The sequence below is a fragment of the Iodobacter violaceini genome, from assembly GCF_011601265.1.
Taxonomy (GTDB): domain Bacteria; phylum Pseudomonadota; class Gammaproteobacteria; order Burkholderiales; family Chitinibacteraceae; genus Iodobacter; species Iodobacter violaceini.
Map to the genome: position 1 here is coordinate 1 of NZ_JAAOLX010000003.1, position 25,619 is coordinate 25,619.

The window sequence follows — 25,619 nt, forward strand, 5'->3', positions numbered from 1 at the left end:
GACTTGCATGTGTAAAGCATGCCGCCAGCGTTCAATCTGAGCCAGGATCAAACTCTTTAGTTTAATCGCTAAGCTAGTACTTACTGGCTTACTTTATTCAGAGCAACCATCGCTGGTTACTCCTTACTAATGCAAGCACTTGTTTCGCTTCCGAATCAAGCACTCACACTCATCGACTGTATTTTTTTAAAGATCGTTTCGCTGCTTCTGCATCACTTCGTTTCCGTGTGTGCTGCAGCGAGGAAGCGAAATATACGGGGCTTAGCTAACTTGGTCAACACCTTGCTTGCAATAAAGCCAAGGCAATGCGGTAAGTATATGATTTTAAATAGTAAGAAAATACAGTCACAAGCGCCAGCATGCTGCACTGCCAGAAAATTCCTGAAGCAGCCTTTAGAAGCACCCTGTAAATTAGCTGCCGGTTTATCAATTTCCCCTCAAACAGAGCACCCTATGCCTAAGCAGAAGCACACTCAGCGCATTTGCAATGAAATCCGCACCGCTATATTAAGACTCCAGCTGCTGGATGAGACCGAATGCACCACGCTGCTCACCAGCCTGCAACACCTTAATCTAGCCGATGACAAATCTGTATTGGAAATCACCGGCCTGACCGCCACAGCAGGATCGGCATGGGAGACGCTATATATAGGTGAATTGAAAACGCTGCTGGCTCTGGCCATTGGCGATAAATACGCCACGCAGCAAGGCTGCGACTGGGTGCATCAATTTGACGAAGCAGAAGAATCCCGCCGCCGCGTATATCGCTGCGTGGATGGCCTGCTTAATATGCACAAAACCGAGATGTTCCATCACACATTAGAACTGATGCACAGCACTGAAACGCTGCATCTGGCAATGGACTTAATCAAACGCAGGCAACGCTTTTTTGGTTTGGACGAGCTGGAGCTGGCTAAATAAACCCAATCGCCACGTTTTACTGGCCAAGGTATTTCACCAGCACGGTATCCAAATCCCCTCCCAGCACCTGGCGCAGCGCCGATACAAACGAAGGGGGCAATTGCCCTGCCTGAGTAAAATCATGGGCGAGCAAGAGGGGTAAAAAATCATCCAGGCTGCGTTTATTCTGGCTAGCCGATTGCAAAAGCCTGTCTACTTCAGCCCAAAACGTCGCACCCTGAGCATAAAACAGCGAATAAACACTACGATCGCCCTGCTGATATTGGCGCTCTAAGGCAAGCAGACCCTGTTCAGGCACTTTGCCGGGCTGGATAAAATGCCCGCGCAACCTGGCGAGCACATTCTCTGGCAGCTGGCTTTGGGCCAGTGTTTTTAAACCATAGTAATGCGCCAGACTCTCGCCAGCCCAGGTTGGCGATTTCACTTTATGCGTAAGCGACATCGCCGCCAGCTGGTGAAACTGCTCGTGAGCCAGAATCATCAAAGTGAGCGCAGTGCTGGCCTCCGTGTTTTCAGCCCCTTTTATATAATTGGCCAAAAACGAGCGATGCCCCGCAGCACCACCGGCACGGCCTTTTTGATGATCAATGCCCAGCCACAGCACAAAAAGATGGCGATCTTTTGCTGAGATGCTCTTCGCCGGGGGCAGAATTGCCGCCAGATAACGCAGCGCCTTTGCATGCAACACGGGCAGCTGCAGCCTGGCCACCCCGGCGGCATCATCGGCCACATAATCCACACTAAACGGCCCGAGCTGCTGATGGCTTAAAGCCAGATTGCCAAAGGCATAATATTCTGGCGCACCTTCAGACGGCACACGCCATTGCCCGGCAGAGGCCGCCATCGCCCCCTGCTGTAAACCCGGCCCCACAATACGGAGCGTATCTTCTGCCTGCCCATCCAAACGTAATAAAGAAGTCGGCTCGGATAACAACCACCATTTTTTATCCTGAAAATAAACGCTCTTTTGCTCGGAAGAATCCACCCCGGCACCAGGGACAGGCTGAACATCAATCCCCCAGCTCACTTTGTTACATCCCGCAGGCAACACCCACTCGCCAGGCTTTGGCGAAAGCAGCGGCTGATTTGCACACTGAGGCACCAGCAACTGCGAAACCAAGCCCCTGCCCACCCCATGCAAACGCAACACCCTATCCTGAGTGCTGGCTGGAAAATCAGTCAAAGTGGCCTGTAATTGCGTGGGAGTATCAGGAAAAACCGAGATTTGATAATGCGCGGCCAAGGCTTGAGAAGAAGCAAGGCCCCAAAAAAAGCAGAGTTTATACAAAGACATAACAGGCCAATGCACAGAAATAGAAACGTAAACCGTACAGAATATGAGCACATTACCCAAGTAATAATCACCAGCAATCCAGATCAATACTTCATCTGCCAAAACAACATACTGCAAAGCACACAGTCCAATAGCCCCTCCTCTCATCCGGTATTCACACTCTATGCGCTGTGTGTGTTACTGACTTATGAAGCTTTTCCCCTGCCAGTGCCATTTACAAACAGACCTATCAGACCACCAAGTTTGACCCCACCCCTCCCCCAATAGGACAATGCGGCCAACAGCCTTTCTTTAAATCGTGGTTTTCATTTTTTCCTGGCGCTAAACCAGCACCACAGTGCTGCGCTTTACCGCTCTTGTGTAGCAACAGCAACTGTATGCTAAGAGAAAAATGCTCCATGATTAATCAGCACACAAAAGTAGAAGTAAATTATGCAAGAACATCAAGCAGTTACAGACATAAAACCCAGCCGTCGTTACTCCATTGCACCCATGCTCGACTGGACGGACCGCCACTATAGGTACTTCGCCCGGCTGCTGAGTAAGCACACCTGGCTGTATACCGAGATGGTGACGACCGGGGCGATTATTCATGGGGATAAGCAGCGACATCTTAATTTTGATCAGATTGAAAACCCGATTGCGCTGCAGCTGGGTGGCTCTGACCCGATAGCTTTAGCCACTTGCGCCAAAATTGGCGAGAGCTGGGGCTACGACGAGATTAATCTGAATGTGGGTTGCCCTTCCGAGCGGGTGCAGAACGGCGCGTTTGGTGCTTGCCTGATGGCGGAGCCGCGTTTGGTGGCCGATTGTGTAAAGGCGATGAAAGATGTGGTGGATATTGATGTCACCATCAAACATCGTATCGGCATTGATAATGAAGAAAGCTACGACTTTGTGCGCGATTTTGTGGGCACTGTAGCTGATGCGGGCTGTAATACCTTTATTGTGCATGCACGTAATGCGATTTTAAAAGGCTTGTCGCCTAAAGAAAACCGCGAGATTCCACCGCTTAAATATCATTATGCTTATCAGCTGAAACAGGATTTCCCGAATCTGGAAATCATTGTGAATGGCGGTATTACTACGCATGAGCAGGCGGCAGAGCATTTAAAGCATCTGGATGGCGTGATGGTGGGGCGCGAGGCTTACCATAACCCGTGGATTCTGACGCAGGTGGACGAGTTGTTTTATGGTGGCGCAGCGCATACGGCCTCCCGCGTGCAGGTAATGCACGCCATGCGCCGCTTTATAGAGGCAGAAATGGCGCAGGGCTTACCGATTCGCTTAATGACCCGCCATATTCTGGGCTTATTCCAACATCAGCCGGGTGCCAGAACCTGGCGACGGATGTTGTCTGATTCCAAATTACTTAAAGATGCTGACTTCCAGCTGATTGAAAGCGCGCTGCGTGAAGTAACTAAAGGCCACCCTTAAATGAAGCGACTCGCCCTTTTACTGACATTGATGATCCCGCCTGCATTCGCCACCGAAGTGACACTGCTGGCGGCGATGGGCAATAAGGGCATTTTGCTGATTGATGGGCAAAAAAAGACTTTGGCAATTGGTGAGCAAATGGGCGAGGTGAAATTACTGGCAGTGAGCAGCGAGCAAGCGACTGTAATGATAGGCACACGCCAGCGTCAGCTTTTATTGGGCCAGGGTTATATCGCCAGCACCAGGGCAGAAAGTGACAGTGCGGGCAGCCTTACGCTAAGCCCGGATGCACAAGGCCATTATTATGCCGATATTGCCGTGCGTGGCATCAGCCAGCGCGGCATTATTGATACCGGGGCCAGCCTTTTATCTATGTCGCGTAATCTGGCCAGCAATATGGGCGTGGATTACAAGCAAGGTATCGAGGCCCGCACACAAACAGCCAATGGCATCATTAAATCCTGGCAAATTACGATTGCGCAGATTCGCATTGGCTCCCTGCTGCTGAATAATGTGCAAGCCAGTGTGCGCGATCAGGACAACGGCCCTTTATTAATTGGCAATAGTGTTTTGAATCGCTTTCAAATGAAGCGCGAACAAGAGCTGCTTATCTTACAAAAGAAGAATTACCAATGACGAAACGCATCGTTTTAGCCAGCAATAACGCTGGTAAGGTGAAAGAATTTAACCGCCTGTTTGCCGCGCTGGATATTCAGATAGTTCCGCAGGGCGAGCTGGGTGTGGCCGAGTGCGAAGAGCCGCACCACACATTCATTGAAAACGCGCTGGAAAAGGCCCGCCACGCCAGCCGGATTACCGGCCTGCCTGCGCTTGCCGATGATTCTGGCCTTTGTGTGCATGCACTGGGCGGAGCACCGGGTGTGCACTCGGCCCGCTTTGCGGGCGAGCCAAAATCGGATGCGCGTAATAATCAGAAATTGGTCGAATCTTTAGCTGGGCAAGCGGATCGTAGTGCCTATTACTACGCCGCGCTGGTGCTGGTGCGCCATGCGGATGACCCGCAGCCGCTGATTAGCGATGGGATTTGCCAGGGAGAAATCCTTGAAACCAGCCGGGGTGAGGGAGGTTTTGGCTATGATCCGCTGTTTTTGCTGGCGCAGTTTGGCAAAACCGCAGCTGAAATCAGCGCAGACGAAAAAAGCCAGATCTCGCATCGCGGTAAAGCTTTACGTGAATTGATCGCTAAACTCAAGGAAACCGGCTTATGAGCACTACGGTGAATCAGGGTGAAACCCGCTGGGCCACATGGCTGCGGGACGATGAATCGGTGGTGTCCTGCACCGAAAAAGTAAAAGTGATGAATGAGAATTTGGATGAGCTAAAACAAATGGCTCAGGATTTACTGGAAGACGGGCTGCTGATGGAAGTATCAGAAGCCCAGATCAAAGCCGTGCTGCACAGGCTGGTGGATGAGCTGCATAACCCTTATCAGAAATAACGATTGATAAATTGTTAGTACGCAAAAAACCCAAATCTTGAACCCGCGATGCCACAGAGAGCACAGAGTTACACAGAGAAAACCACTCTTCACGTTTTGATAAAGAAGCTAAACATTATTTACCTCAGTTTCCTATGCTCTCTCTGTGAAACTCTGTGCCCTCAGCACTCTCTGTGGTGCAAGGTTTAGCTTAATCAAGATATACCCCCGCCCCACATAAGAAGTGAACACCATGCAATCGATTTCCATGCCCATCGGCAAAGCTAACTGGGCGCTTTCTGCCTTACCGCCTTTGGCGCTGTATATTCACTTTCCCTGGTGCATTAAAAAATGCCCCTACTGCGATTTCAACTCGCACGCGCAAAAAGGCGCTCTGCCTGAGCAGCAGTATATTGCCGCCCTGCTGGCGGATTTAGAATCCTGTTTGCCGCTGATGTGGGGCAGGCCGATTAGCAGTATTTTTATGGGCGGCGGCACGCCAAGCCTGTTTTCTGCTGAGGCGATTAATCAATTGCTGGAAGGGATTCGGGCCCGCGTGCGCTTACACCCCGATGCCGAAATCACGCTGGAAGCCAACCCCGGCACCTTCGAGAGCGAAAAATTTGCCGGCTACCGCGCCGCAGGCGTCACGCGCTTATCCATTGGAATTCAGAGCTTTAACGCAGAGCACCTTAAAGCACTGGGCCGTGTGCACGATGATAAAGAGGCCCATCGCGCTATCGAAATTGCCCATCAGCATTTTGATAATTTTAATCTGGATATTATGTATGCCCTGCCCAAGCAAACACTGGCCGAGGCGCTGCTGGATATTCGCACCGCCATTGCCTGCAAATCCACGCATCTATCGGCCTACCACCTGACGCTGGAGCCTAATACCCTGTTCCACCGCTATCCGCCTGCACTGCCGGATGAAGATTGCAGCGCCGATATGTCCGATGCCATCGAAGCAGAGCTGGCCGCCGCAGGCTTTGAGCATTACGAAACCAGCGCCTTTGCCCAGCCTAAGCGCCAGGCTAAACACAATCTCAATTACTGGCAGTTTGGTGATTACCTGGGGATTGGCGCGGGAGCGCATGCCAAGATCAGTTTCCCGGACAAAATCATCCGCCAGATGCGCTATAAACAGCCGGCCGAATATTTGCAAAAAATGGCGGCGGGGTCGGCCATCCAAACCGAAGAGCACATTACTTTAGAGCAGTTGCCGTTTGAATTTATGCTCAACGCCCTGCGCCTCACGGGTGGTTTTGATTTAAGCCTGTTTGAAGAGCGCACCGGCTTGCCGCTGACTAAAGTCATTCACCAGATTGAACGCGCTGTTACCGATGGATTATTAGAACGCCAGCTTAATCATATCCAGCCTACCTTACGCGGCCAGCGGTTTTTAAATACGCTGCTGGAGCGGTTTTTGCCTTAATCAAGGCTATTACGCATCAAAACCCGGATCTTGAAACACTTCGCCCCAGAGAGCTTGGTGTTTCACGGAGAAAAGCCGTTTTATCAACGAAGCCATTTGTTTTTAGTTTGCCATCACAAGCCCCCTGCCTTCAGCCGCAGGGGGCTTTTTTATTTGCCATTCACTGCCGATTAACGGCAAAGCCAACCATTCAACCTCAAAAATCCCCCGCTGCTCGCATGCTTTCGCTAAATCATTAAATGCTGATTAATATTCCATAGGAATGACAAACAAATAAAGCAAATCGACTAAGGCAAACGAGGCGGATATGCGAAACCCACACGGATTTACCCTGATTGAAGTCATGGTCACCATTGCCATCGTCGGCATCCTGGCCGCAATCGCCATTCCTCAATACACCGACTATGTAACCCGCAGCCGCCTGGTAGAGGCACAAAGCAAGCTCAGTGATACCCGGGTGCGGCTGGAGCAGTTTTTTGTAAACAACAGAACTTACGTGGGCTTCACCTGCACACAGGCCGCAGTGGGGAATGAAAACTTTGGCATCACGTGTACCACGCAAACGGCCAATACCTTCACGATTACCGCAACGGGCACCAATAAAATGACCGGGTTCAGCTTCACGCTGGATGACCTTAACCAAAAGACTTCGGCAATTACGGCAGCAGGCTGGTCTAACCCTTCTCCCAATAATTGCTGGGTCAGCAGAAAACCGAATATTTGTTAGGCGAGCCTGCAAAATGAACTCCTTCCCACAAAAGCACCATGGTTTCAGCCTGATAGAAGTTATGGTTGTGCTTGTTATCTTTGGCTTACTGGCCGCGATTGCCATGCCCGGGTTTCAAGGCTGGGTACGCAGCGCTAAATTGCGCAGCTTTGCCGAATCTTTTCAAACGGCAGTTCAGACCGCCAGATCAGAAGCCATTAATCGCAATGCCTATATAGAGCTTGTTTTAACTAATAGTGCAGTTGGGGCGGATGCGGCCAGAAATGCAAATGCTGTAACGGTCAGCGCAACAGGCACGGCCTGGCTGATCCGCGAATGTACAACCTGCGCCAATATCACAACCGCAGCCACAGCAGCAGAAACCTACCCCTTTATTGGTGGAAAAGTGCTGGCAGAAGGTGGCAGCAGTAATCCCCCTGCACTCAATGCCAGCGCGGGCTTAATCCGCTTTGACGGCTTAGGCAGGGCCGATGCGGCATTTAACTTAATTGTGGCTGATACCGCAGCAGCGGCAACCCCCGCATCGTGCAGCCTTGCAGGCACCGGGCCGGTGACTGACCCCGCCAGAGTTTGTGTTGTTTTAGACCGGGGTGGTAACGCCAGAATGTGCCTGCCCGACGCACCGGCAACCCACCCCAGTTCTTGTGCCAGGAGCTAGAGGCCATGATTTATAAGCATTCCCGCATTAAGCAAGGCGGCTCTATGCTGCTGGAAGCCATGGTAGGCATCACGATCTTTTCATTTGGCGTGCTGTCTGTTCTGGCCCTGCAAGGCAACGCCATGCGCCATGTATCGAGCACCTCTTCACGCACATCCGCCATGCAATTGATGCAAAGGATAGATGGCCTGATGAGGGTGAATCCAGCCACCGCCAATTTAGACAGTTTCCGGATGACCAGCTGCACATCAGCCTCCGCAACGTCCACAGCAGGAATTTGGTCCAGAGCCGTTGCCGCGCAGCTGCCAGGCGCCACCTGCACCATAGTCATTGATAACGATAACGCAGCCGGGCGCACGATCCGGTGCTTTCGCCGGGCCACCGTAACCATTTCCTGGCCGGTACGGCGTGGCGATCTGACCGGTGCCAGCGGCATTACAGACAGCAGCGGCGGGCAAATGAATGTTGCCACCAATGTGTCGGATATCCAGACAGTGTGGAGCGACACCCCTAACGGCACTCTGTGCAATAACTAAAGAGACATGCTATGCGCCAGTCCAGCGGTTTTGGCTTAGTAGAACTCATGGTTTCAGTGGTTGTTGCACTGGTATCCATGATTTCTATCTATCAAATATTTGGTGTAAATGAGGCCTACAGGCGCAACAGCATGGGCGGCTCAGGCGCGCAAATCAATGGCGGGATTGCCGTGATGCAGATACAAAAAGATGCAGAACGATCTGGCTTGGGTATTGGAGATGCGGGCGCACTTAATTGCAATGTGGTTTCCAGGGTAGCCGCGCTGAATAATGTTCCGCTTATTCCGGTGTTAATCCAGAGCGCTGGCACATCAGACAGCCTCACGTTTCTATATGGCAGCAGCATTATTGGCGGAGGGCAGGTGGCCCAGCTGGCCGATATTGAGCATGGAAATGCCGATACTCAATTTGCCAATGTTTTAGGCGGGCAAAGCATGGCCGTTAATGATCTGGTGATTGCATGGCAATCGGGGCTGGCCAATTGCCCGGTGTTTCAGGTGACCTGCACCAATGCCACGCCGTGCGCCGGCACACCCGCTTCAACCGATGGTTTTGCCATTGGCAATGCAGCAAATGCCTGGAACTCTGCAACACTTAACTCCCCCTTCCCGGCGGCTTTAAGCAAAATCACGCGTTTATATAATTTTGGCCAGCTCACCCGGCGCACTTACTGTGTTTATCTCAGTGGCAACAGCAATGGTTGCGCGGGGGCCGGCCCCCAAATCCACGGCTCGCTGCTGAGCGCGGATGCACTGGATGCAACAGCTGCAGCCGATGGCGCATGGCAAGTAGTAACAGAAAATGTGATTCAAATGAAAGCCGAATACGGTTTAGATACCAATGCAGATGGCGATGCGATTCCAAATAACGTTGATACATGGCAAAAAGCCGCCCCGGCACAATGGGCTCAAGTATTGGCCGTCCGCTATGCCGTGCTGGTACGCGCAAGTAATCCGCAAAAACCCAACCGGGCTGGCACCTGCGTTGACGACAGTGCAAATAACTACACCGCCGCCACGCCCAGTGATGCATTTACCCTCACGACAGCAGCCTACTACTTAGGCTGGTCAGGCGCAGATGTGTTTACCCAGCCCACCAATGCCGACTGGCAATGCTACCGCTACAGCGTGCATGAAACCGTAGTACCGCTTCGCAATCAGATTTTGCTCAATCAGCCCACCACTAATCTCTAAGGAAGACGACAGCATGAGCACGCCACGTATTCCTGCCCAAAACCACCAGCAAGGTCTGGTGCTGTTTATCTCTTTAATTGTGCTGGTGATTATGACCCTGGCAGGTATCGCCATGATCAGATCCATCACCACCAGCACCCAGGTTGCCAATAATCTGTCGCTGCGCCAGGGCACCACCGCCGCTGCCGATGTGGCGCTTGAAACAGCGCGCCAATGGCTGATTGCCATCTCCGGCACATCACCCGCCACATTAAATGCAGATTCTGCAGCCAATGGCTATAGCGCCACCAATACCGTCAGCCCGATTAACCCGAATGACGGCACGCAGTGGCGGGCAGGCAGCAACTGGGTTTGGGTAGCCACCACCTGCACCCCCAAACCCTGCACGCCTGCCGCTATGCCACAAGCCACCAGTACGGCCACAGTCACAAACCCGAATGGCTTTAGTGCATCTTATTTAATACAGCGCAGCTGCAGCAACGCCGCTGCCCCCACGCTGGTGATTGATACCGTTGCGGCTACGGGCAACCCTTGCAATCTGGTGAAAGCCTGCCCCAATTGCCTGAAAGAAAAAACATCTTTTAATGTGAATTACCTGATTACGGTAAGAATTCAAGGCCCTAAAAACACCGTCAGCTTTTATCAGGCCTCTATTTATTAAGCCAACAAGTTTCACCCGGCAGCCCGGCACTCAAGCCGTTTTTATTAAGGACCAAGCATCATGAAACTCAATCTGTTTACCCTGGGATGGCTTGGCCTTAGCGTCAGCACCTTCGCCGCGCAAACGGCTGATAAACCGCTGTCAACCTTAACCACCGGCGATGTAAAGCCCAATATTATGTTTACAATTGATGATTCCGGCTCGATGGCCTGGAGCCATATGCCAGATAGCGTGAGCAACTGGCGAACAAGAGTGGGTTATCACAATTCCTATTGTAATGGGGTGTATTACAACCCGGCCACCACTTACCTCCCCCCAAAAAATGCCGACGGCACAAGTAAAGCCAATGCCAGCTACACGGCTGCATGGTATGACGGATTTAATACAGGCACCTCGGGCGGCCCAAATAACAGCAGCACATATAATTTATCCAGCAATTTTTTTGCTTATGACAATGTAACCGGCGGTGCCAACGCACCGCTACAAACGGCTTTTTATTGGACTTATTCCACCAGCACACCACCGGATACAGAATGCAATACATCGCTGCCCTCATCAACCAGCACACTCACAACCGGCTCCTGGACAAAAACAAAAATTCCCAGTGATGGCAGCGCGGCATCGGTGGCTGCACGACAAAATTTTGCCAACTGGTTTAGCTATTACCGCACCCGTATCATGATGATGAAATCCAGTGCCAGCCTTGCTTTTGCGGATATGGACAGCCGCTATCGCATTGGCTTTTCACGGATAGGCAGACTGTCTTCGAATAACTTTGCCAGCTCAGGATTTTTAAATATTTCTGATTTCGACGGCACACAGAAAAGTGCCTGGTACACCATGCTTTTTGGCGTTCCTCCCAGCGGTGGTACGCCTTTAAAAACAGCATTACAGGCTGTAGGGGAGATATACGCAGGCAATAAAAGCGCGGTAACCGATCCTATCCAGTACACCTGCCAGCAAAACTTTGAAATTTTAACCACCGACGGCTACTGGAATGCCAGTGGCGACAGCGTCTCTGTAGGCAATCAGGACACCGGTTCCGGCGTACCAAGGCCCATGTACGACGGAGCAGGCCAATCTAATAATCTGGCCGATGTGGCAATGAAATACTTTAAAACCGACTTACGCACGGGCATGGCCAATAATGCGCCAGGCATTCCTGCATTTGATACCGGCCCTGAAGGCAGGCAAATGATGCGTACCTATACCTTAGGCCTGGGGATGGATGGCACGCTCAATTATGTGGATGACTACGAAACCAATACAAACAGCAGCGTCAATGATTTTGTGGGCATTAAAAATGGCACAAAAAACTGGCCAACGGTGGTTGGGGATCAATTAACCACCATTGATGATTTATGGCATGCGGGGGTGAATGGCGGAGGTAAATATTTTAGCGCCAAAGACCCTAATGCCGTGGCAGCCAGCCTGAAAAGTGCACTGAACGATATCAGCTCCAGGCTGGGATCGGTGGGCGCGCCCGATGTATCCAACGCGTTTATGACGGCAGCAGACAATAAGGTTTACAACAGCAGCTATAAAACGCGCGACTGGACCGGCGATGTAGCGGCCCGAACAGTGGATGTAAACAGTGCAACTTTTACCACCACAGCTCTTTGGTCTGCCCAAGATTTACTCGCCACCCGCAATTTAAGCAGTAACCCTCGGGTGATTTACTCCTGCGCAGGCAGCTGCACCAGCTTCACTACTTTTGACGCCGCAACCTATGGCAGCAATGCATCCATTACGGCAGGAGTAACCAGCTTAAAAACAGCAAACTCACTGAACGCAGCCCAGCAGACAGCCATTACGGGCAGTAAACTGGTTGATTTCCTGCGGGGCGATCAAAGCAATGAGCCCACCACTTCAGCCCCTGATTTAGCAGCCACTACGGCGCTTTTTCGCCAGCGTACCAAAATCCTTGGTGCGATTATCCATGGCGGTGTGACCTATGTTAAAAAATCCGAAAAAGCTTATCCGGATTCCGGCTATGGCGCATTTTCGCGAACCAACTTAAGCCGCCGGGCTATGCTTTACGCCCCGGGCAATGATGGCATGCTGCATGCCTTTGATGCCGCAACAGGGCAGGAAGTATGGGCGTTTATTCCCCCCAGCCTGCTGCCCAGCCTGTGGAAACAAGCCGACAGAAACTACGACAGCAATTTCCAGTATTTTGTAGACGGATCGCCCACCATTGCCGATATCAATAATGGCAGCAGCTGGAAAACCATTTTGGTGGGCGGATTGCGTGGCGGTGGCGGTGAGTACTACGCCCTTGATATTACCAACCCTTCGGCCACGGTGCCTGCCGCTCCTTTATGGAGCTTTACAGACAGCCGCCTCGGTAAAACCTACGGTTTCCCGGTAGTGGGTAAAATAGCAGGCCAGTGGAAAGTTTTGCTCACAGCGGGCTATGACAATAGCGATAACAAGGGCTACCTTTTTGTCTTAAACGCTGATACCGGCGCTTTAGAGAAAACCTTTACCACCACCTGCACCGCCACCGATGGCACCTGTGGGCTATCCAAAATTGGCGCTTTATTTACTGAGCCGGATGTTGATGACACCATCAAAATGGTCTATGCGGGTGATTTAGCCGGTAATTTATGGCGCTTTGATGTGGCAGGCGCACAGGGCAATGGCGTCTTAGCCGCAACCACAGGCACCAGCGCACTGCGCCAGCCCATCAGCTCTGCTCCGCTGATTAAAGAAATGCCCGCCTATAAAAACAGCAGCGGTATTCCCGCCCATTATGTGAACTTTGGAACGGGGCGTTTTTTAAACCAAAACGATATGAGCAACAGCGATACCCAAACCATTTATGGCTTATTAATAGACCCCAGCTTAGGCGCCATTGACTCTGCCTTTAATAATTTAGGTACATCCGGCTCTTTAATTGAATTAGTAATTGATAAAACCTGCGACAAAACCATTAAAGACAATCTGGGTGGCACAGTCAGCACGCTGGATGGTATTGATGGCACCAGCTTATCTAATAACTGCCCTAATTCAGTAGCGGGTGACTTTAGTAATGGCGATGGCAATTTTGATACCATTACCCTAAAAAGAGCCGCCAACACGGCCTTGGGTACTGATTTAACAAGCTGCAAAAACAGCACAAAAGGATGGCGGGCTGATTTGCCCATTAGTAAAGAACGAATTCCTAATGACCCATTTCCTTTTGATACCTATGGCGTATTCAGCTCGATTGTTCCTGGCGCAGATTCCTGCACACCAGGCGGGATCAGCCGCGAATACAAAATGCCGCTTAATTTAAGTAAAGACTGGCTGTGCGCCAACCCTTCGACCAATGTATTTATCAGCGTAGGCAAAAATTCGGATGGCAAATTATCCGATGACCCATCACGCCGGGTTTCAATTACAACGTCTAAATTTGACAGTATTAAAGTCAATGCAGATGGCACAGGCTCTGTTGACTCGGCAAGGCTCAATACTCAGGTGAAAGGAAAACGCTCTTCATGGAGTGAAATTCTGCGCTAAGCCAAGCCCGCCGCACCGGCCCCTTACATCAGGGCCGGTACGGCGGTTTGATATTCTAAGTCATAAGGAACCCTGATTTATCAGGCCGTTAGCTGCAAGAATTCAACAACGAATTATTTTTTTATACGTGGTTTTTAAGCAACAAACATTAGAATTTAATGATATTTATCATGTAAAGCCTAATATTCCCAAAGCTGTGCCCCGCATATATTTCCCTGTTTTGCAGCCATATTCATCAAATAATCGTTTAAAACCTGCAATTCAAAACCACAACTACCGTTCGTCCATAAATATTGACCGATGATCAAAATCCATAGGCATTTTAGCCTACTGGATAAATGGTCAACTTGTAAGCATTATGCCCTCAAATACAGTAGGAGCAATAATGCGAGTTTCAGCCGGTTTTACCCTTATCGAAGTCATGATCACCGTAGCGATTATCGGCATTTTGGCGTCTATCGCCATCCCCAGCTACAACGATTACGTCACCCGCAGCCGCCTGGTAGAGCCCCAGAGCAAGCTGAGCGATATACGGGCACAGCTTGAGCAGTTTTATATGAACAATCACACATATAAAACCTTTGATTGCAAAAGAGACGCCAAACCCTCAGAAAGCTTCAGCATCAGTTGCAATCCCCAGGAAGCAGAAAGCTTTACCATTATCGCCACAGGCAGCGGAAAAACAGCGGGCTTTACCTTTACACTGGATGATCAGGGCATCAGAGCGACCACAGCAGCACCCAGCGGCTGGGCGAAATCTGATAACTGCTGGGTCAGCAAAAAGTCTGGCTGCTGATCATGGATTTACATTTTCCTCAACGTAATCAGCAGGGTTTTACGCTGGTCGAAATTCTGATCACGCTGCTTATCTTTGGCATTTTATTATCGCTGGCTGGCCCGCCTTTTCAGGGCTGGGTACGCAGCACGCAGCTTAGAACCTATGCCGAATCATTCCAGAGCGCCGTGCAGCTAGCCCGTGCAGAGGCGATTAAACGCAATGGCTATGTTGAGCTGATTCTTACAAATGACGCCGTTGCCGCCACCAATCGCAATGCCAATAATGTAAGCCCCAGCGTGGATGGCACGGCCTGGCTGATTCGTGCCTGCCCTGCCTGTGTCAACCTCACCACAGCTGCGCCTGCCGGAAGCCGCTACCCCTTTATTGAAGGCAAAACGGTCGCAGAAGGAAACTCAGCCCAATTTAAGCTCACTGCAGATCAATCCATGATCCGCTTTGATGCACTTGGCCGGGCTGATCAGTCTTTGCTGCTGATTGTCAGTGCAGATAAATCGGCCGTAGCAGACTGTAATAAAAAGCCTGCCGATGGCAGCACCGTAAAAAACCCGGCAAGAATTTGCATGCGGGTTGATGAGGGCGGCAATACGCAGCTTTGCCTGCCTGATGCCCCGAAAAAAAATCCAGCCAGCTGCTCGAGGTAAGCCCCATGACTATTCTTTATTCCCAGCGGGGATCGATGCTGCTTGAGTGTTTAATTGGCATCAGTATTTTTTCATTTGGCATTTTGGCCGTCAGCGCGCTCCAAGCCAATGCCATGCGGCACTCGGTAAGCAGCAGCTCCCGAACAACCGCCACACAGTTAATCCAGAGATTAGACGGTGAGATGCGCAGCCAGGTATCAAACCTGGACAACTTTGCCATGGCAAGAACCGAATGCAAGAGCGCAGCACCTGGCTCTGATCACGCCAAAAAATGGGCGAGCGCGGTCGACAAAAACCTGAACAATGCCATTTGCACAGTAGTTGTGCAAAAAAACGTCCCCGCCACCAGCACCCCTTGCTCACGCCAGGTAACGATCAGCATTAACTGGCCAACACCAAATGGTGCCAAAACCGGGGTAGCTGCCGGTAAAAACGAGGGCATGAATGAAGCCACCACTGTGATTGATATTCCCACCATTTTAGAAACCAGAGACCCTTTGGACACGGAGCATATACGCTGTGGATTATAAAATGCGCCCCTCTTATGGCTTTGGCCTGATCGAAATCATGGTTGCCATTGTGATTTCACTACTGGCTTCTCTTGCTATTTACCAGACCTTTAATACCAGTGAAGGTTTTCGCCGCTCCACCTTAGGCAACGGCAATGCTCAAAGCAGCGGCGGGATTGCCATTATGCAAATCCAGAAAGAACTGGAGCGTGCAGGCTACGGCATTGGCTCAAACCGCGCACTGAACTGTAATGTAGTATCGCAAAATACTAATTACACCAACTTTCCGCTTGTGCCTGTAAGCATCACGACTGTAGCCGGTGGCTCCGATCAGATTTCTATGCTGTACAGCACATCGCAAGCTGCTGGTATGCCTGCCCTGTTTGGTGATGGAACGACACACACCAATAATGATGATCAATTCGTCAATATCTTACTGGCAAGCCAGTACCGGGCCGGCGATTTAGTTGTGGTTTGGCCTGATCCGGGTAAGCAGGCACAAACCGCCTGCCCTTTATTCCAGGTGACTTGCACCAATGCCGATTGCACCGGCACAGGTACGCCCGCCTCAACCGGTAAAGATTTTTTATTGCGCCATACCGCCAATGCGCTTTGGAATGGCACTGCATTAAACAAGCCTTTCCCGGCATCGCTGCCAATGAACACCACGCGCTTATTTAACTTTGGCACGATGGTTCGCCGCACCTATTGCGTGTATTTAGCAGGCAACCCCAACCAATGCAGCCAGGCAGATAATAAAACGGATGGCAGCCTGATCAGCATGGATGTGCCTAAAGATAAAACCATCGATGAAAGCAGCTGGGGCATCACCACAGAAAATGTCATCCAGCTCAAAGCAGAATATGGCTTTGATACCAATACAGATGGCGACAATATTCCTAATAACGTCAGCAGCTGGAGTAATACAACCCCCACAACCCTTCTGGGATGGCAACAGCTGATCGCGATTCGCTATGGCGTACTGGTGCGTAGTAACTATCCCGAAAAACCCAAACGGGATGGCAGCTGCAGTACAACGGCAAGCAACGCCACATTCTCATGGGCAGGCGGAAATTTCAACCAGCCCGGTAATGCTCAGCCCAGCGATACCAACTGGCAGTGCTACCGCTACACCGTGCACGAAACCGTGGTGCCGCTGCGCAATCAGAAGTTTGCCAATCAGCCTAATTTAATCAGCACGGCAGCGCCGTAAAACAGGTGCCCAATATTGTGAAACCCATTAATAAACGAGCATATATGCCATCTCAAGCTCTGAAAAACAGACAAAAAGGGCTGGTACTGCTGATTTCACTGATCGTACTGGTGGTGATGACATTAGCAGCCATTGCCCTTGTCCGATCAATGATAGGCAGCAACCAGATTGCAAATAATCTGGCCCTGCGCCAGGGCACAACCGCAGCAGCGGATGTAGCACTGGAAAAGGCGCGCTTCTGGCTGGTAGACAGATCCCGGGTCGCGCCAACAGAGCTAAACAGTGCATCCGACACCAATGGCTACAGCCCGACCAACACCGCCAACCCCATTGCCGGCAATGCATGGGCAGGCGGCATTAATTGGGTTTGGGCTAATCCCAAAACCGGAAACGCCCCACTGGCTCAGGCAAAAAGAAATGAAGCGCTCAATGCCAATGGCTACAGAGCAGCCTATTTTATTCAGCGCAGTTGCAGCACGGCGGGGCAAAAAACCCCAAACCGAAGCGCTTGCGACTTGCAAAAAATGTCGCCGAATGAGCCCGAGGGAAATTCCGAATATCAAATGATTTACAAAATAACCGTACGAATCGAAGGCCCTAAAGACACGGTTACTTTTTATCAGGCCACGCTGTTCTAAGCGATTTGAGGTAAAACCATGAAAATTATTGCACTCAGTATTCTAAGCATCAGCCTCAATAGCTGGGCAGCCCAAACGGCAGACAAACCGCTCTCTACACTCAGCGTGGGTGATATCAAACCCAATGTTATGTTTATCATTGATGATTCTGGCTCTATGGCATGGAGCTTTATGCCCGACAGCGTTATTAATTGGCGCAATAATGTTGGCTACCACAATGCCTATTGCAATGGCGTATATTACAACCCCAAGACCACCTACCTGGCACCTAAAAACGCCAATGGTACAGACATGCCGAATGCCAGCTTTACAGCGGCCTGGTATGATGGCTTTAGCAGCGGCAGCACCAGAACTTACAACCTTAGTAACGGTTTTTTTGCCTACGATAATACAGGCAGTGCCAACAATGGTAATTCACGACAGGAAGCTGCATTTTATTGGAACTACAAGCCAGCACCTGCAACCATGCCATCAGACAGCCAATGCGCTCAATCATTAACAAGGCCCGGCTCAGACTGGGAAAAAGTCGTTATCCCCCAGGATAACAGCGCAAAATCAGCCGCAGAAAGACAAAATTTTGCCAACTGGTTCAGCTACTACCGCACACGTATTCTGATGATGAAATCCAGTGCTGGCGCGGCTTTTTCCAGCATTGGCGACCGCTATCGCGTTGGGTTTTCTTCCATCAATAATCTAACCAGTGGTTACTACAGCAACGACCGCTATCTTAATATTGATAACTATGCCTCCTCTCAAAAAGCGGCCTGGTATGCCATGCTCTATGGCACCTACCCTGGCGGTGGCACCCCGCTAAAAAGCGCGCTCAATGCAGTTGGCAGGATTTATTCCGGCCAGCTCCCTTCGGGAAATGTAACAGACCCGATGCAATATACTTGCCAGCAAAATTTCACCATCCTCACTACCGATGGTTATTGGAACAGGGGCAATAATGCGGGTATTGGAAAACAAGACAACGCCAGCAATATCCCTTACCCAATGAGGGATGACACCAATACAAGCGAAACACTGGCAGACGTGGCCATGTATTACTTTAAAAATGATAATCGTCCCAATATGGCCAATAACGTACCAGGGGTAGAGGCCTTTGCGGATGGAGCCAAAGGGCGTCAGCTTATGCGCACCTATACGCTGGGTCTGGGTATGGATGGCCAGCTGAAAAGAAGCGACTACGAGCCACTAACGAATAAACGCGTGCCCTGGCCCCAGGTAGTGGGTGACACTCTGACTACGATCGATGATTTATGGCATGCAGCCGTAAATGGCGGCGGTGAGTACTTCAGCGCCAAAGACCCCAATGCCGTAGCGGCAGGAATCTCTAAAGCGCTCAGCGATATTGAGGCTAAAACTGCCTCGGTGGGATCTTCCGATGTATCCAGCTCGTTTATGAGCGAGGGGGATAATTCTATTTACTCCAGCTCTTTTAAAACCATCAGCTGGACCGGAGATGTACAAGCACGCACCCTCAACCTGGAAACCAGTGCATTAGAAGCCGTTACCTGGTCTGCAAACTCCAAACTAGGGGTGCTGGGCCATGCGAACCGGAAAATTTATACCTGCACGCCCGGAGCCTGCACCACTCTTACAGATTTTAACGACCAAAACAGTGCGCTTCGCAGTGCCATGGCCGCAGGCGTTAATGCGCTTAAAACCAGCAATGGCACACTTAATTCCGCACAACTTAACCAAAATACGGCCAGTGCTCTGATTAATTATTTGCGTGGCGATAAAAGCAATGAGATCAAGCCGGATGCAAAAGATCCAAACTCCTTATACCGTGTACGTACAGGCTTTTTAGGCTCTGTCATTCATGGTGGCGTCAGCTATGTAAAAAAACCAAACAAAGCTTACAGCGATGCAGGCTATGCCGATTTTGTACGCAACAATACCAATAGAAAGGCCATGGTTTACGCCCCGGCCAATGATGGCATGTTGCATGCCTTTGACGCGGTAACCGGGGATGAAAAATGGGCTTTTGTTCCTCCAACCGTTATTCCACGCCTCTGGCAACAGGCAGAGCGTGCCTACACTAATGATTTCAAATACTTTGTTGATGGTGCCCCCACCATTGCCGACATCAAAGTAGGCAATGCATGGAAAACCATTCTGATTGGCGGCTTGCGTGGTGGTGGCGGTGAATACTATGCGCTGGATATCACCAACCCGACCACTCCAGTCCTTTTATGGAGCTTCAGTGACACACGTCTTGGCAATACCTATGGCTTTCCTGTTGTAGGAAAGGTTAACAACACCTGGAAAGTCTTACTCAGCAGCGGCTACGACAATGCAGATAATAAAGGCTATATTTTTGCCTTAAATGCTGCAACCGGGGTGCTGGATAACACCTTCACCAGCAGCTGCAGCAACAATACCGGCCTGTGTGGTTTATCTAAAATTGGCGTTTTATTTGAAAACAGAAACGTTGATGACACCATTTTAATGGCCTACGCAGGTGATTTAGCGGGCAATTTATGGCGCTTTAATCCCAAAGATGGCAGCGGTGCCTTAGTTGCTAAAACCGGGTTTGATCAGGCGCCACAAGCGATCACCACAGCCCCTGTGGTTAAAGCTACAGAATACAAAAACACTTCTAACGAAGCCATGCACTATGTAACCTTTGGAACCGGGCGCTATTTAAATCAGGCCGATATTGCCAACAGCGATACCCATACGTTTTATGGCCTGTTAGTTGATCCAAGTGCCAGCATTATCGACCCCGCATTTACTGCCTTACGCAGCTCTGCGGCATTGAACGAGCTGCAATTTGAAAAAAATGGGAATGACATCCAGTTAACCCGCAAAGGCGACAGCAGAGCGCTTGATACACCTGCGGCGCTGCTGGAATGCAATAAAAGAACCAGGGGCTGGCGCGCCAATATGTTCATCAACAAAGAACGCCTGGCGAATGACCCGCTGCCACGAGGAGAAAAAGCACGCTTCTTTACCTCTGTTCCGGGTGGAGATGCATGTGAAGCGGGCGGAATCAGCAGAGAGTATTTATTGCCGATGGAAATCAGCAGCAATTGGATGTGTGCTAATCCGAAATTTGACCGGTCTATCAATACAGGCAGCGATGTAAACGGCATTATGCTTGATGATCAAAAGCAAATCCCGAGTGTAATCACTGAAAAAGATGATAGCCTCGACATCAAACCAGATGGCACACCAGAACACGGGAAAGCGCTGCTCAGACCTGACTTAAGAGGCCGCCGCTCAGCTTGGACAGAGATAGTGAACTAATAATTTAAAACCTAAGGGGTGTGCATCGGATATACACACCCCTTTCAACATAAAAACAACAGAATGCTTTCATCAATATGTAATTGAGCGCTCTTTCATTAAAGATTCATTCAAATAATAAAAAACCCTTACGCGCACTTAGGGAATTTGCCAGGTCTTAGACACAATTGCATTTTTTATAGCCCCGCACGCCCCTCCCGCCCAGAATAAAATCAATAAAATCTTTCAAAAAAAATTATTCCTGCAGTTAAGTAAAGTAATTTATTTCCACGCTATAAATAAAACTTGCTGAGAAGATTGCTATATTGCAATCAATATCGTTTAATCTGCCATATTGATTTAAATATTTCAGTCTATCGGGCCAAACAGCCTTTCAAAAAAGTAAAGGAGTACGAAGTGGAAAGAATCAACTTCAACAGCAAAGCCGCGAGAAAAGTCGCCGGCGGACTACTGCTGCTGGCAACAATTATGTTGACGGCTTGCAATGGATCATCCGGTGGCGATAGTTCATCCACAACACCTACGCCAACGCCAGTACCTAACGCATCGGGTGTTGCTGCAAAAATGGAAGTGTTGGCTAGTACACCTAACCTTGCATCTGATGGCAACACCCCTGTAGTTATCACAGCCAGAGTAAAAGACGCTAATAATGTTGTACTGGAAGGGCAAACAGTCGTTTTTAGCACTCAGGACAGTGCACAAATTGCAGTACTGAATGCTGGCCTCACCGATAAGACAGGCAGTGCAACAGCCAATGTCACCACAGGTAGTGATCAATCCAGCCGAAGTATTACAGTCAAAGCAACAGCTGGTGCCATATCTGAGAAAGTAACAATTACTGTAAGCGGAACAAAAATCACGCTTAACGGCAGTAATTCTCTTGTTCTTAATAAAGAAAGCTCGCTGACAATTAGTTTGAAAGATGCTGCAGGTAAAGGCGTTGCAGGGCAAAAAGTAGCATTAGCTTCTGCCTTGGGAAATACATTCAAAGTAAATGGCGTTGCGGCAACTGAAGCAACAACTGGGGATAACGGACAAGCCACAATCACTTATCAAGCAGTTAAAGCGGGTGCTGATGTTGTTAAAACTACCGCTCTTGGTGAATCAGCAACATTAGATATTTCAATTAGCAATAATACTTTTGATTTAACACCCAGCTCTGCCTCACAAGGTGCCGTAAATTTTGGCAAAATCCCCGCGGAAGTGAATCTGGATAGTTTTGTTAAACTTGACTTGCTGTATTCAATTGCTGGCGTCCCGCAAAGCAATGTACCTGTATCGTTCACAGCAACCCGTGGCAATTTAGTGGCATCCTCAAGTAAGACAGATGCAAATGGTAAAGTATCAGTCACAATCACCAGCACTACGGCTGGTGCATCACAAATCACAGCAACGGCCAGCGGTATAAGCAATAACTATGATGTTGAGTTTGTTGCCACTGCTCCAAGTAAAGTTGTCGTTCAGCCAGATACAACAGTTGTTCGTGCAGGCGCAAGCACAGCCATCAACGCCATTGTCCGGGATGCCTCCAGTAACTTAGTAAAAAACCAAATCGTCAATTTCAACTTGGTTGACCCAACAGGCGGCAGACTTAGCATTGGTAGCGGCGTAACCAATAGCTCAGGCCAAACCAGCACCAATTACACGGCAGGCAATAGCAGCAGCGCCAAAGATGGTGTAACCATTACAGCCACACTGGCAAACAACCCTTCAGTTACTGCAAAAACTCAGGTGACCGTTGGCGGTAAGTCATTATTTATCCGTTTAGGTACTGGTAACCAAATTGAGGATAAAAACACAACTCAAAACATTACTCCTTATAGCGTAATTGTCACAGACGCAGCTGGTAACCCGGTTGCAGGCGTACAAGTGACGCTCGCGGTTATTCCGACAAAGTACTTAAAAGGGATTTACAAACCGGATGGCGATAGCGATGGCGATGGTAAACCTGATTTCTGGTTACAACACCCATCAGCAAGCTGCCTGAGTGAAGATAAGAATAATGACGGTATTCTTGACCCGGGTGAAGATGATCCTTCAGATGGCAATGGGAATGGTAATAGCACCCTGGAGCCAGGTTTTGTTGCAACAGTCTACGATGCGCTTAACCCATCCAGCAACACAGTCAAGACAGATGAAACAGGCAGCGCTTTCATCAAGGTACTCTATGGAAAAAACTACTCTACCTGGGCCGTTGTAAAACTTCAGGCCACTATCAGAGTAGAAGGAAGTGAGTATTCAAATGCAGCAGTATTTAGTTTGCCTGGCGTAGCTAAAGACTACAACGATATCAAAGTCCCACCACCGGGAGTATCAAGCCCATTTGGTATTGCTTCTGTTTGCACTAACCCAAACTAATACAGCCAATCATTACCCCCTCCTGAATCAGGTGGGGGTTTTTCATTCCCCATCCCACAAGAAAATCTTTAATTCAATCTTCCCGCCCTCTCCAAACTCCACGCCTTCGCACTGCAGTAAAAACCGCTGCTCATCATCATTTCCATCCAACCCGCGGGGGCTGACTTTGCCCTGGCCGTTGATGACGCGCTGCCAGGGAACGGATGCATCCAGGCAGCGGCCAACAAAGCGGGAATGGTTTGGATAGCCCGCCAGCCTGGCGATCTGGCCATAGGTGGCGACTTTGCCGTAGGGGATGCGGGTGACGACGCGGCGGATGGCGGTAGCAATGGCGCTCATAGTGGCCTTTCAAAATAAATAAATTGCTAAAAAATTACGCACACGGAAAAAAACCAAGCCATTGCAGCTTGGTTTTTTTCTTTCAGCGCTCTTTTCTTTAGGCGCTCAGTAAGGACTGAATCCTGAGTATTAGCCCTTGCGCTCAACCTGGCTGACATCACGCACCGCGCCAGTGTGAGCAGAGGTGGTCATGGCGGCGTAGGCCCGCAGCGCCGGGGAGATATAGCGCTGACGATCAACCGGCTTCCACGCGTTTTTGCCACGCGCTTCCATTTCTGCACGGCGGTTTTCCAGTGTTGCTTCATCGACGGCCAAGCGGATGCTGCGCTGAGGGATGTCGATCTCGATAGTGTCGCCCTCGTGCACAAGGCCAATCAAGCCGCCATCGGCCGCTTCCGGGCTGACATGGCCAATGGATAAGCCGGAAGTGCCGCCAGAAAAACGCCCGTCGGTGAGCAGCGCGCACGCTTTGCCCAGACCCTTAGATTTTAAATAGCTGGTTGGGTAAAGCATTTCCTGCATGCCGGGACCGCCTTTCGGGCCTTCGTAGCGAATCACCACGATATCACCCGCTACAATCTGGTCGGCCAGAATGCTGGCGACCGCATCGTCTTGCGATTCAAACACACGGGCGCGGCCTGTAAACTTAAGGATGGAATCATCCACGCCAGCGGTTTTCACAATACAGCCAAGCGGTGCGATATTGCCGGATAACACGGCAAGACCGCCATCCTGGCTGTAAGCATTTTCTTTATTACGGATGCAGCCATTGGCACGGTCCAGATCCAGCTCTGGCCAGCGCATGGATTGGCTGAAGGCGATGGTGGTGGCCACGCCGCCAGGCGCTGCACTGTAAAAACGATGCGCTTCACTTTCCTTATCGTTGACCACGATATCCCACTTGGCCAGCGCTTCGCCCATGGTGGCTGCATGCACGGTTTTGGCATCGCGGTGAATCAAGCCAGCGCGATCCAGCTCGGCCAACAGCGCCATCACGCCCCCTGCGCGGTGCACGTCTTCCATATGATATTTTTGCGTTGCAGGCGCAACTTTAGAGAGGCACGGCACGCCACGGGAAACGCGGTCGATATCCTGCATAGTGAAATCCACTTCCGCTTCAAACGCCGCAGCCAGCAGATGCAAGACGGTATTGGTCGAGCCTCCCATTGCCACATCCAGACTCATAGCGTTTTCAAAAGCGGCCTTGGTGGCAATGCTGCGTGGCAAGACCGAATCATCATCCTGCTCGTAATAGCGCTTGGCAATTTCAACAATAGTGCGGCCCGCTTGCAAAAATAAAGCTTTGCGATCAGCATGCGTGGCCAGCATCGAGCCATTGCCTGGCAGGGACAAACCCAATGCTTCGGTTAAGCAATTCATCGAATTTGCTGTAAACATGCCCGAGCAGGAGCCACAGGTTGGGCAGGCGGAGCGCTCAACCGCTGCCACTTCTTCATCGCTCACGCGACTGTCGGCGGCTTCCACCATGGCATCGACCAGATCCAGCTTACGCACACCGCCATTCCAATCCACCTTGCCCGCTTCCATCGGCCCGCCGGAAACAAAAATCACCGGAATATTCAGGCGCAGCGCGGCCATCAGCATACCGGGAGTGATTTTGTCGCAATTGGAGATACACACAATCGCATCGGCACAATGGGCATTGACCATATATTCAACCGAATCGGCGATCAGATCACGGCTGGGCAGGCTGTAGAGCATGCCCGAATGCCCCATGGCAATGCCATCATCCACGGCAATGGTATTGAATTCTTTAGCGATACCGCCCGCTTTTTCAATTTCTCTGGCAACCAGCTGGCCTAAATTGTGTAAGTGCACATGGCCGGGCACAAACTGGGTAAACGAATTAGCAATGGCAATGATGGGCTTATCAAAATCGCCATCTTTCATGCCAGTTGCACGCCACAGGGCGCGGGCACCGGCCATATTGCGGCCATGCGTGGTAGTGCGGGAACGATAAACAGGCATTTTTTAGATCCTTGCAGCGAAGTAATCAATCAGGAAAAAAACTTCAAATATCTGAATAGCCGCTTCTATGG

General features: G+C 50.3%; 22 protein-coding genes and 1 rRNA gene. 19 read left to right on the top strand and 4 right to left on the bottom strand.

What is annotated here, in order from left to right; genetic code table 11:
• Positions 1-63, bottom strand: a 16S ribosomal RNA gene (locus HA050_RS06165); the annotation flags it as partial.
• Between the two features lie 390 nt (positions 64-453).
• Here HA050_RS06165 and HA050_RS06170 point away from each other — a divergent pair.
• Positions 454-921 (top strand): hypothetical protein, encoded by a 468-nt coding sequence (locus tag HA050_RS06170; RefSeq protein WP_166823520.1) that lies wholly within the window; start codon positions 454-456, stop codon positions 919-921.
• Positions 922-937: 16 nt separating this feature from the next.
• Here HA050_RS06170 and HA050_RS06175 read toward each other — a convergent pair whose 3' ends face one another.
• Complete coding sequence (locus HA050_RS06175) at positions 938-2,104, bottom strand: M61 metallopeptidase family protein (protein WP_166823522.1); 1,167 nt, start codon at positions 2,102-2,104, stop codon at positions 938-940.
• A 543-nt stretch (positions 2,105-2,647) separates the two neighbouring features.
• Here HA050_RS06175 and dusA point away from each other — a divergent pair.
• The 18 genes from dusA to HA050_RS06265 all read left to right on the top strand — a co-directional run bounded on the left by dusA (position 2,648) and on the right by HA050_RS06265 (position 23,220).
• On the top strand, positions 2,648-3,652 hold the full coding sequence (dusA, locus tag HA050_RS06180; RefSeq protein WP_166823524.1) for a tRNA dihydrouridine(20/20a) synthase DusA: 1,005 nt from the start codon (positions 2,648-2,650) through the stop codon (positions 3,650-3,652).
• Complete coding sequence (locus tag HA050_RS06185; protein WP_166823526.1) at positions 3,653-4,288, top strand: retropepsin-like aspartic protease family protein; 636 nt, start codon at positions 3,653-3,655, stop codon at positions 4,286-4,288.
• Complete coding sequence (gene rdgB / locus HA050_RS06190; protein WP_166823528.1) at positions 4,285-4,881, top strand: RdgB/HAM1 family non-canonical purine NTP pyrophosphatase; 597 nt, start codon at positions 4,285-4,287, stop codon at positions 4,879-4,881. Before HA050_RS06185 ends, rdgB begins: the two co-directional genes overlap by 4 nt.
• Positions 4,878-5,111, top strand: coding sequence for a hypothetical protein (locus HA050_RS06195; RefSeq protein ID WP_166823529.1), 234 nt, complete (start codon positions 4,878-4,880; stop codon positions 5,109-5,111). Before rdgB ends, HA050_RS06195 begins: the two co-directional genes overlap by 4 nt.
• A 232-nt stretch (positions 5,112-5,343) precedes the next feature.
• Positions 5,344-6,525, top strand: coding sequence for a radical SAM family heme chaperone HemW (gene hemW, locus HA050_RS06200; RefSeq protein ID WP_439898214.1), 1,182 nt, complete (start codon positions 5,344-5,346; stop codon positions 6,523-6,525).
• A 307-nt stretch (positions 6,526-6,832) separates the two neighbouring features.
• Entirely contained in the window at positions 6,833-7,252 is a 420-nt protein-coding gene (locus tag HA050_RS06205) for a type IV pilin protein (RefSeq protein WP_166823531.1), read from the top strand.
• A 13-nt stretch (positions 7,253-7,265) separates the two neighbouring features.
• The gene (locus tag HA050_RS06210) at positions 7,266-7,910 is read left to right on the top strand and encodes a GspH/FimT family pseudopilin (RefSeq protein ID WP_166824491.1); all 645 of its coding nucleotides are present in this window, start codon (positions 7,266-7,268) and stop codon (positions 7,908-7,910) included.
• Positions 7,911-7,915: 5 nt separating this feature from the next.
• A complete protein-coding gene (locus tag HA050_RS06215) occupies positions 7,916-8,446 on the top strand; it encodes a type IV pilus modification PilV family protein (RefSeq protein ID WP_166823533.1) in 531 nt (176 codons plus the stop codon).
• Between the two features lie 11 nt (positions 8,447-8,457).
• Positions 8,458-9,639, top strand: coding sequence for a PilW family protein (locus tag HA050_RS06220; RefSeq protein WP_166824493.1), 1,182 nt, complete (start codon positions 8,458-8,460; stop codon positions 9,637-9,639).
• A gap of 13 nt (positions 9,640-9,652) precedes the next feature.
• The gene (locus HA050_RS06225; protein WP_166823535.1) at positions 9,653-10,300 is read left to right on the top strand and encodes a pilus assembly PilX family protein; all 648 of its coding nucleotides are present in this window, start codon (positions 9,653-9,655) and stop codon (positions 10,298-10,300) included.
• A 60-nt stretch (positions 10,301-10,360) separates the two neighbouring features.
• Positions 10,361-13,804 carry a pilus assembly protein gene (locus HA050_RS06230; protein WP_166823538.1) on the top strand — a complete coding sequence of 1,148 codons (3,444 nt, stop codon included), beginning with the start codon at positions 10,361-10,363 and terminating at the stop codon, positions 13,802-13,804.
• A gap of 385 nt (positions 13,805-14,189) precedes the next feature.
• Entirely contained in the window at positions 14,190-14,600 is a 411-nt protein-coding gene (locus tag HA050_RS06235; RefSeq protein WP_205836325.1) for a type IV pilin protein, read from the top strand.
• A gap of 2 nt (positions 14,601-14,602) precedes the next feature.
• Complete coding sequence (locus HA050_RS06240; RefSeq protein ID WP_166824495.1) at positions 14,603-15,244, top strand: GspH/FimT family pseudopilin; 642 nt, start codon at positions 14,603-14,605, stop codon at positions 15,242-15,244.
• Between the two features lie 5 nt (positions 15,245-15,249).
• The gene (locus tag HA050_RS06245; protein ID WP_166823544.1) at positions 15,250-15,774 is read left to right on the top strand and encodes a type IV pilus modification PilV family protein; all 525 of its coding nucleotides are present in this window, start codon (positions 15,250-15,252) and stop codon (positions 15,772-15,774) included.
• 1 nt (position 15,775) lies between these two features.
• Positions 15,776-16,966 carry a PilW family protein gene (locus HA050_RS06250; protein WP_166824496.1) on the top strand — a complete coding sequence of 397 codons (1,191 nt, stop codon included), beginning with the start codon at positions 15,776-15,778 and terminating at the stop codon, positions 16,964-16,966.
• Between the two features lie 44 nt (positions 16,967-17,010).
• Positions 17,011-17,604: a hypothetical protein gene (locus tag HA050_RS06255; protein ID WP_166823546.1), complete on the top strand. Its 594-nt coding sequence runs from the start codon at positions 17,011-17,013 to the stop codon at positions 17,602-17,604.
• Between the two features lie 18 nt (positions 17,605-17,622).
• Positions 17,623-20,862 (top strand): pilus assembly protein, encoded by a 3,240-nt coding sequence (locus HA050_RS06260; RefSeq protein WP_166823548.1) that lies wholly within the window; start codon positions 17,623-17,625, stop codon positions 20,860-20,862.
• Positions 20,863-21,147: 285 nt separating this feature from the next.
• Positions 21,148-23,220, top strand: coding sequence for an Ig-like domain-containing protein (locus HA050_RS06265; RefSeq protein WP_166823551.1), 2,073 nt, complete (start codon positions 21,148-21,150; stop codon positions 23,218-23,220).
• A 42-nt stretch (positions 23,221-23,262) separates the two neighbouring features.
• Here HA050_RS06265 and HA050_RS06270 read toward each other — a convergent pair whose 3' ends face one another.
• Both HA050_RS06270 and ilvD read right to left on the bottom strand, forming a co-directional pair.
• Positions 23,263-23,559 (bottom strand): MGMT family protein, encoded by a 297-nt coding sequence (locus tag HA050_RS06270; protein WP_166823553.1) that lies wholly within the window; start codon positions 23,557-23,559, stop codon positions 23,263-23,265.
• Between the two features lie 129 nt (positions 23,560-23,688).
• On the bottom strand, positions 23,689-25,548 hold the full coding sequence (gene ilvD / locus HA050_RS06275) for a dihydroxy-acid dehydratase (protein ID WP_166823556.1): 1,860 nt from the start codon (positions 25,546-25,548) through the stop codon (positions 23,689-23,691).
• Positions 25,549-25,619: the final 71 nt, after the last annotated feature.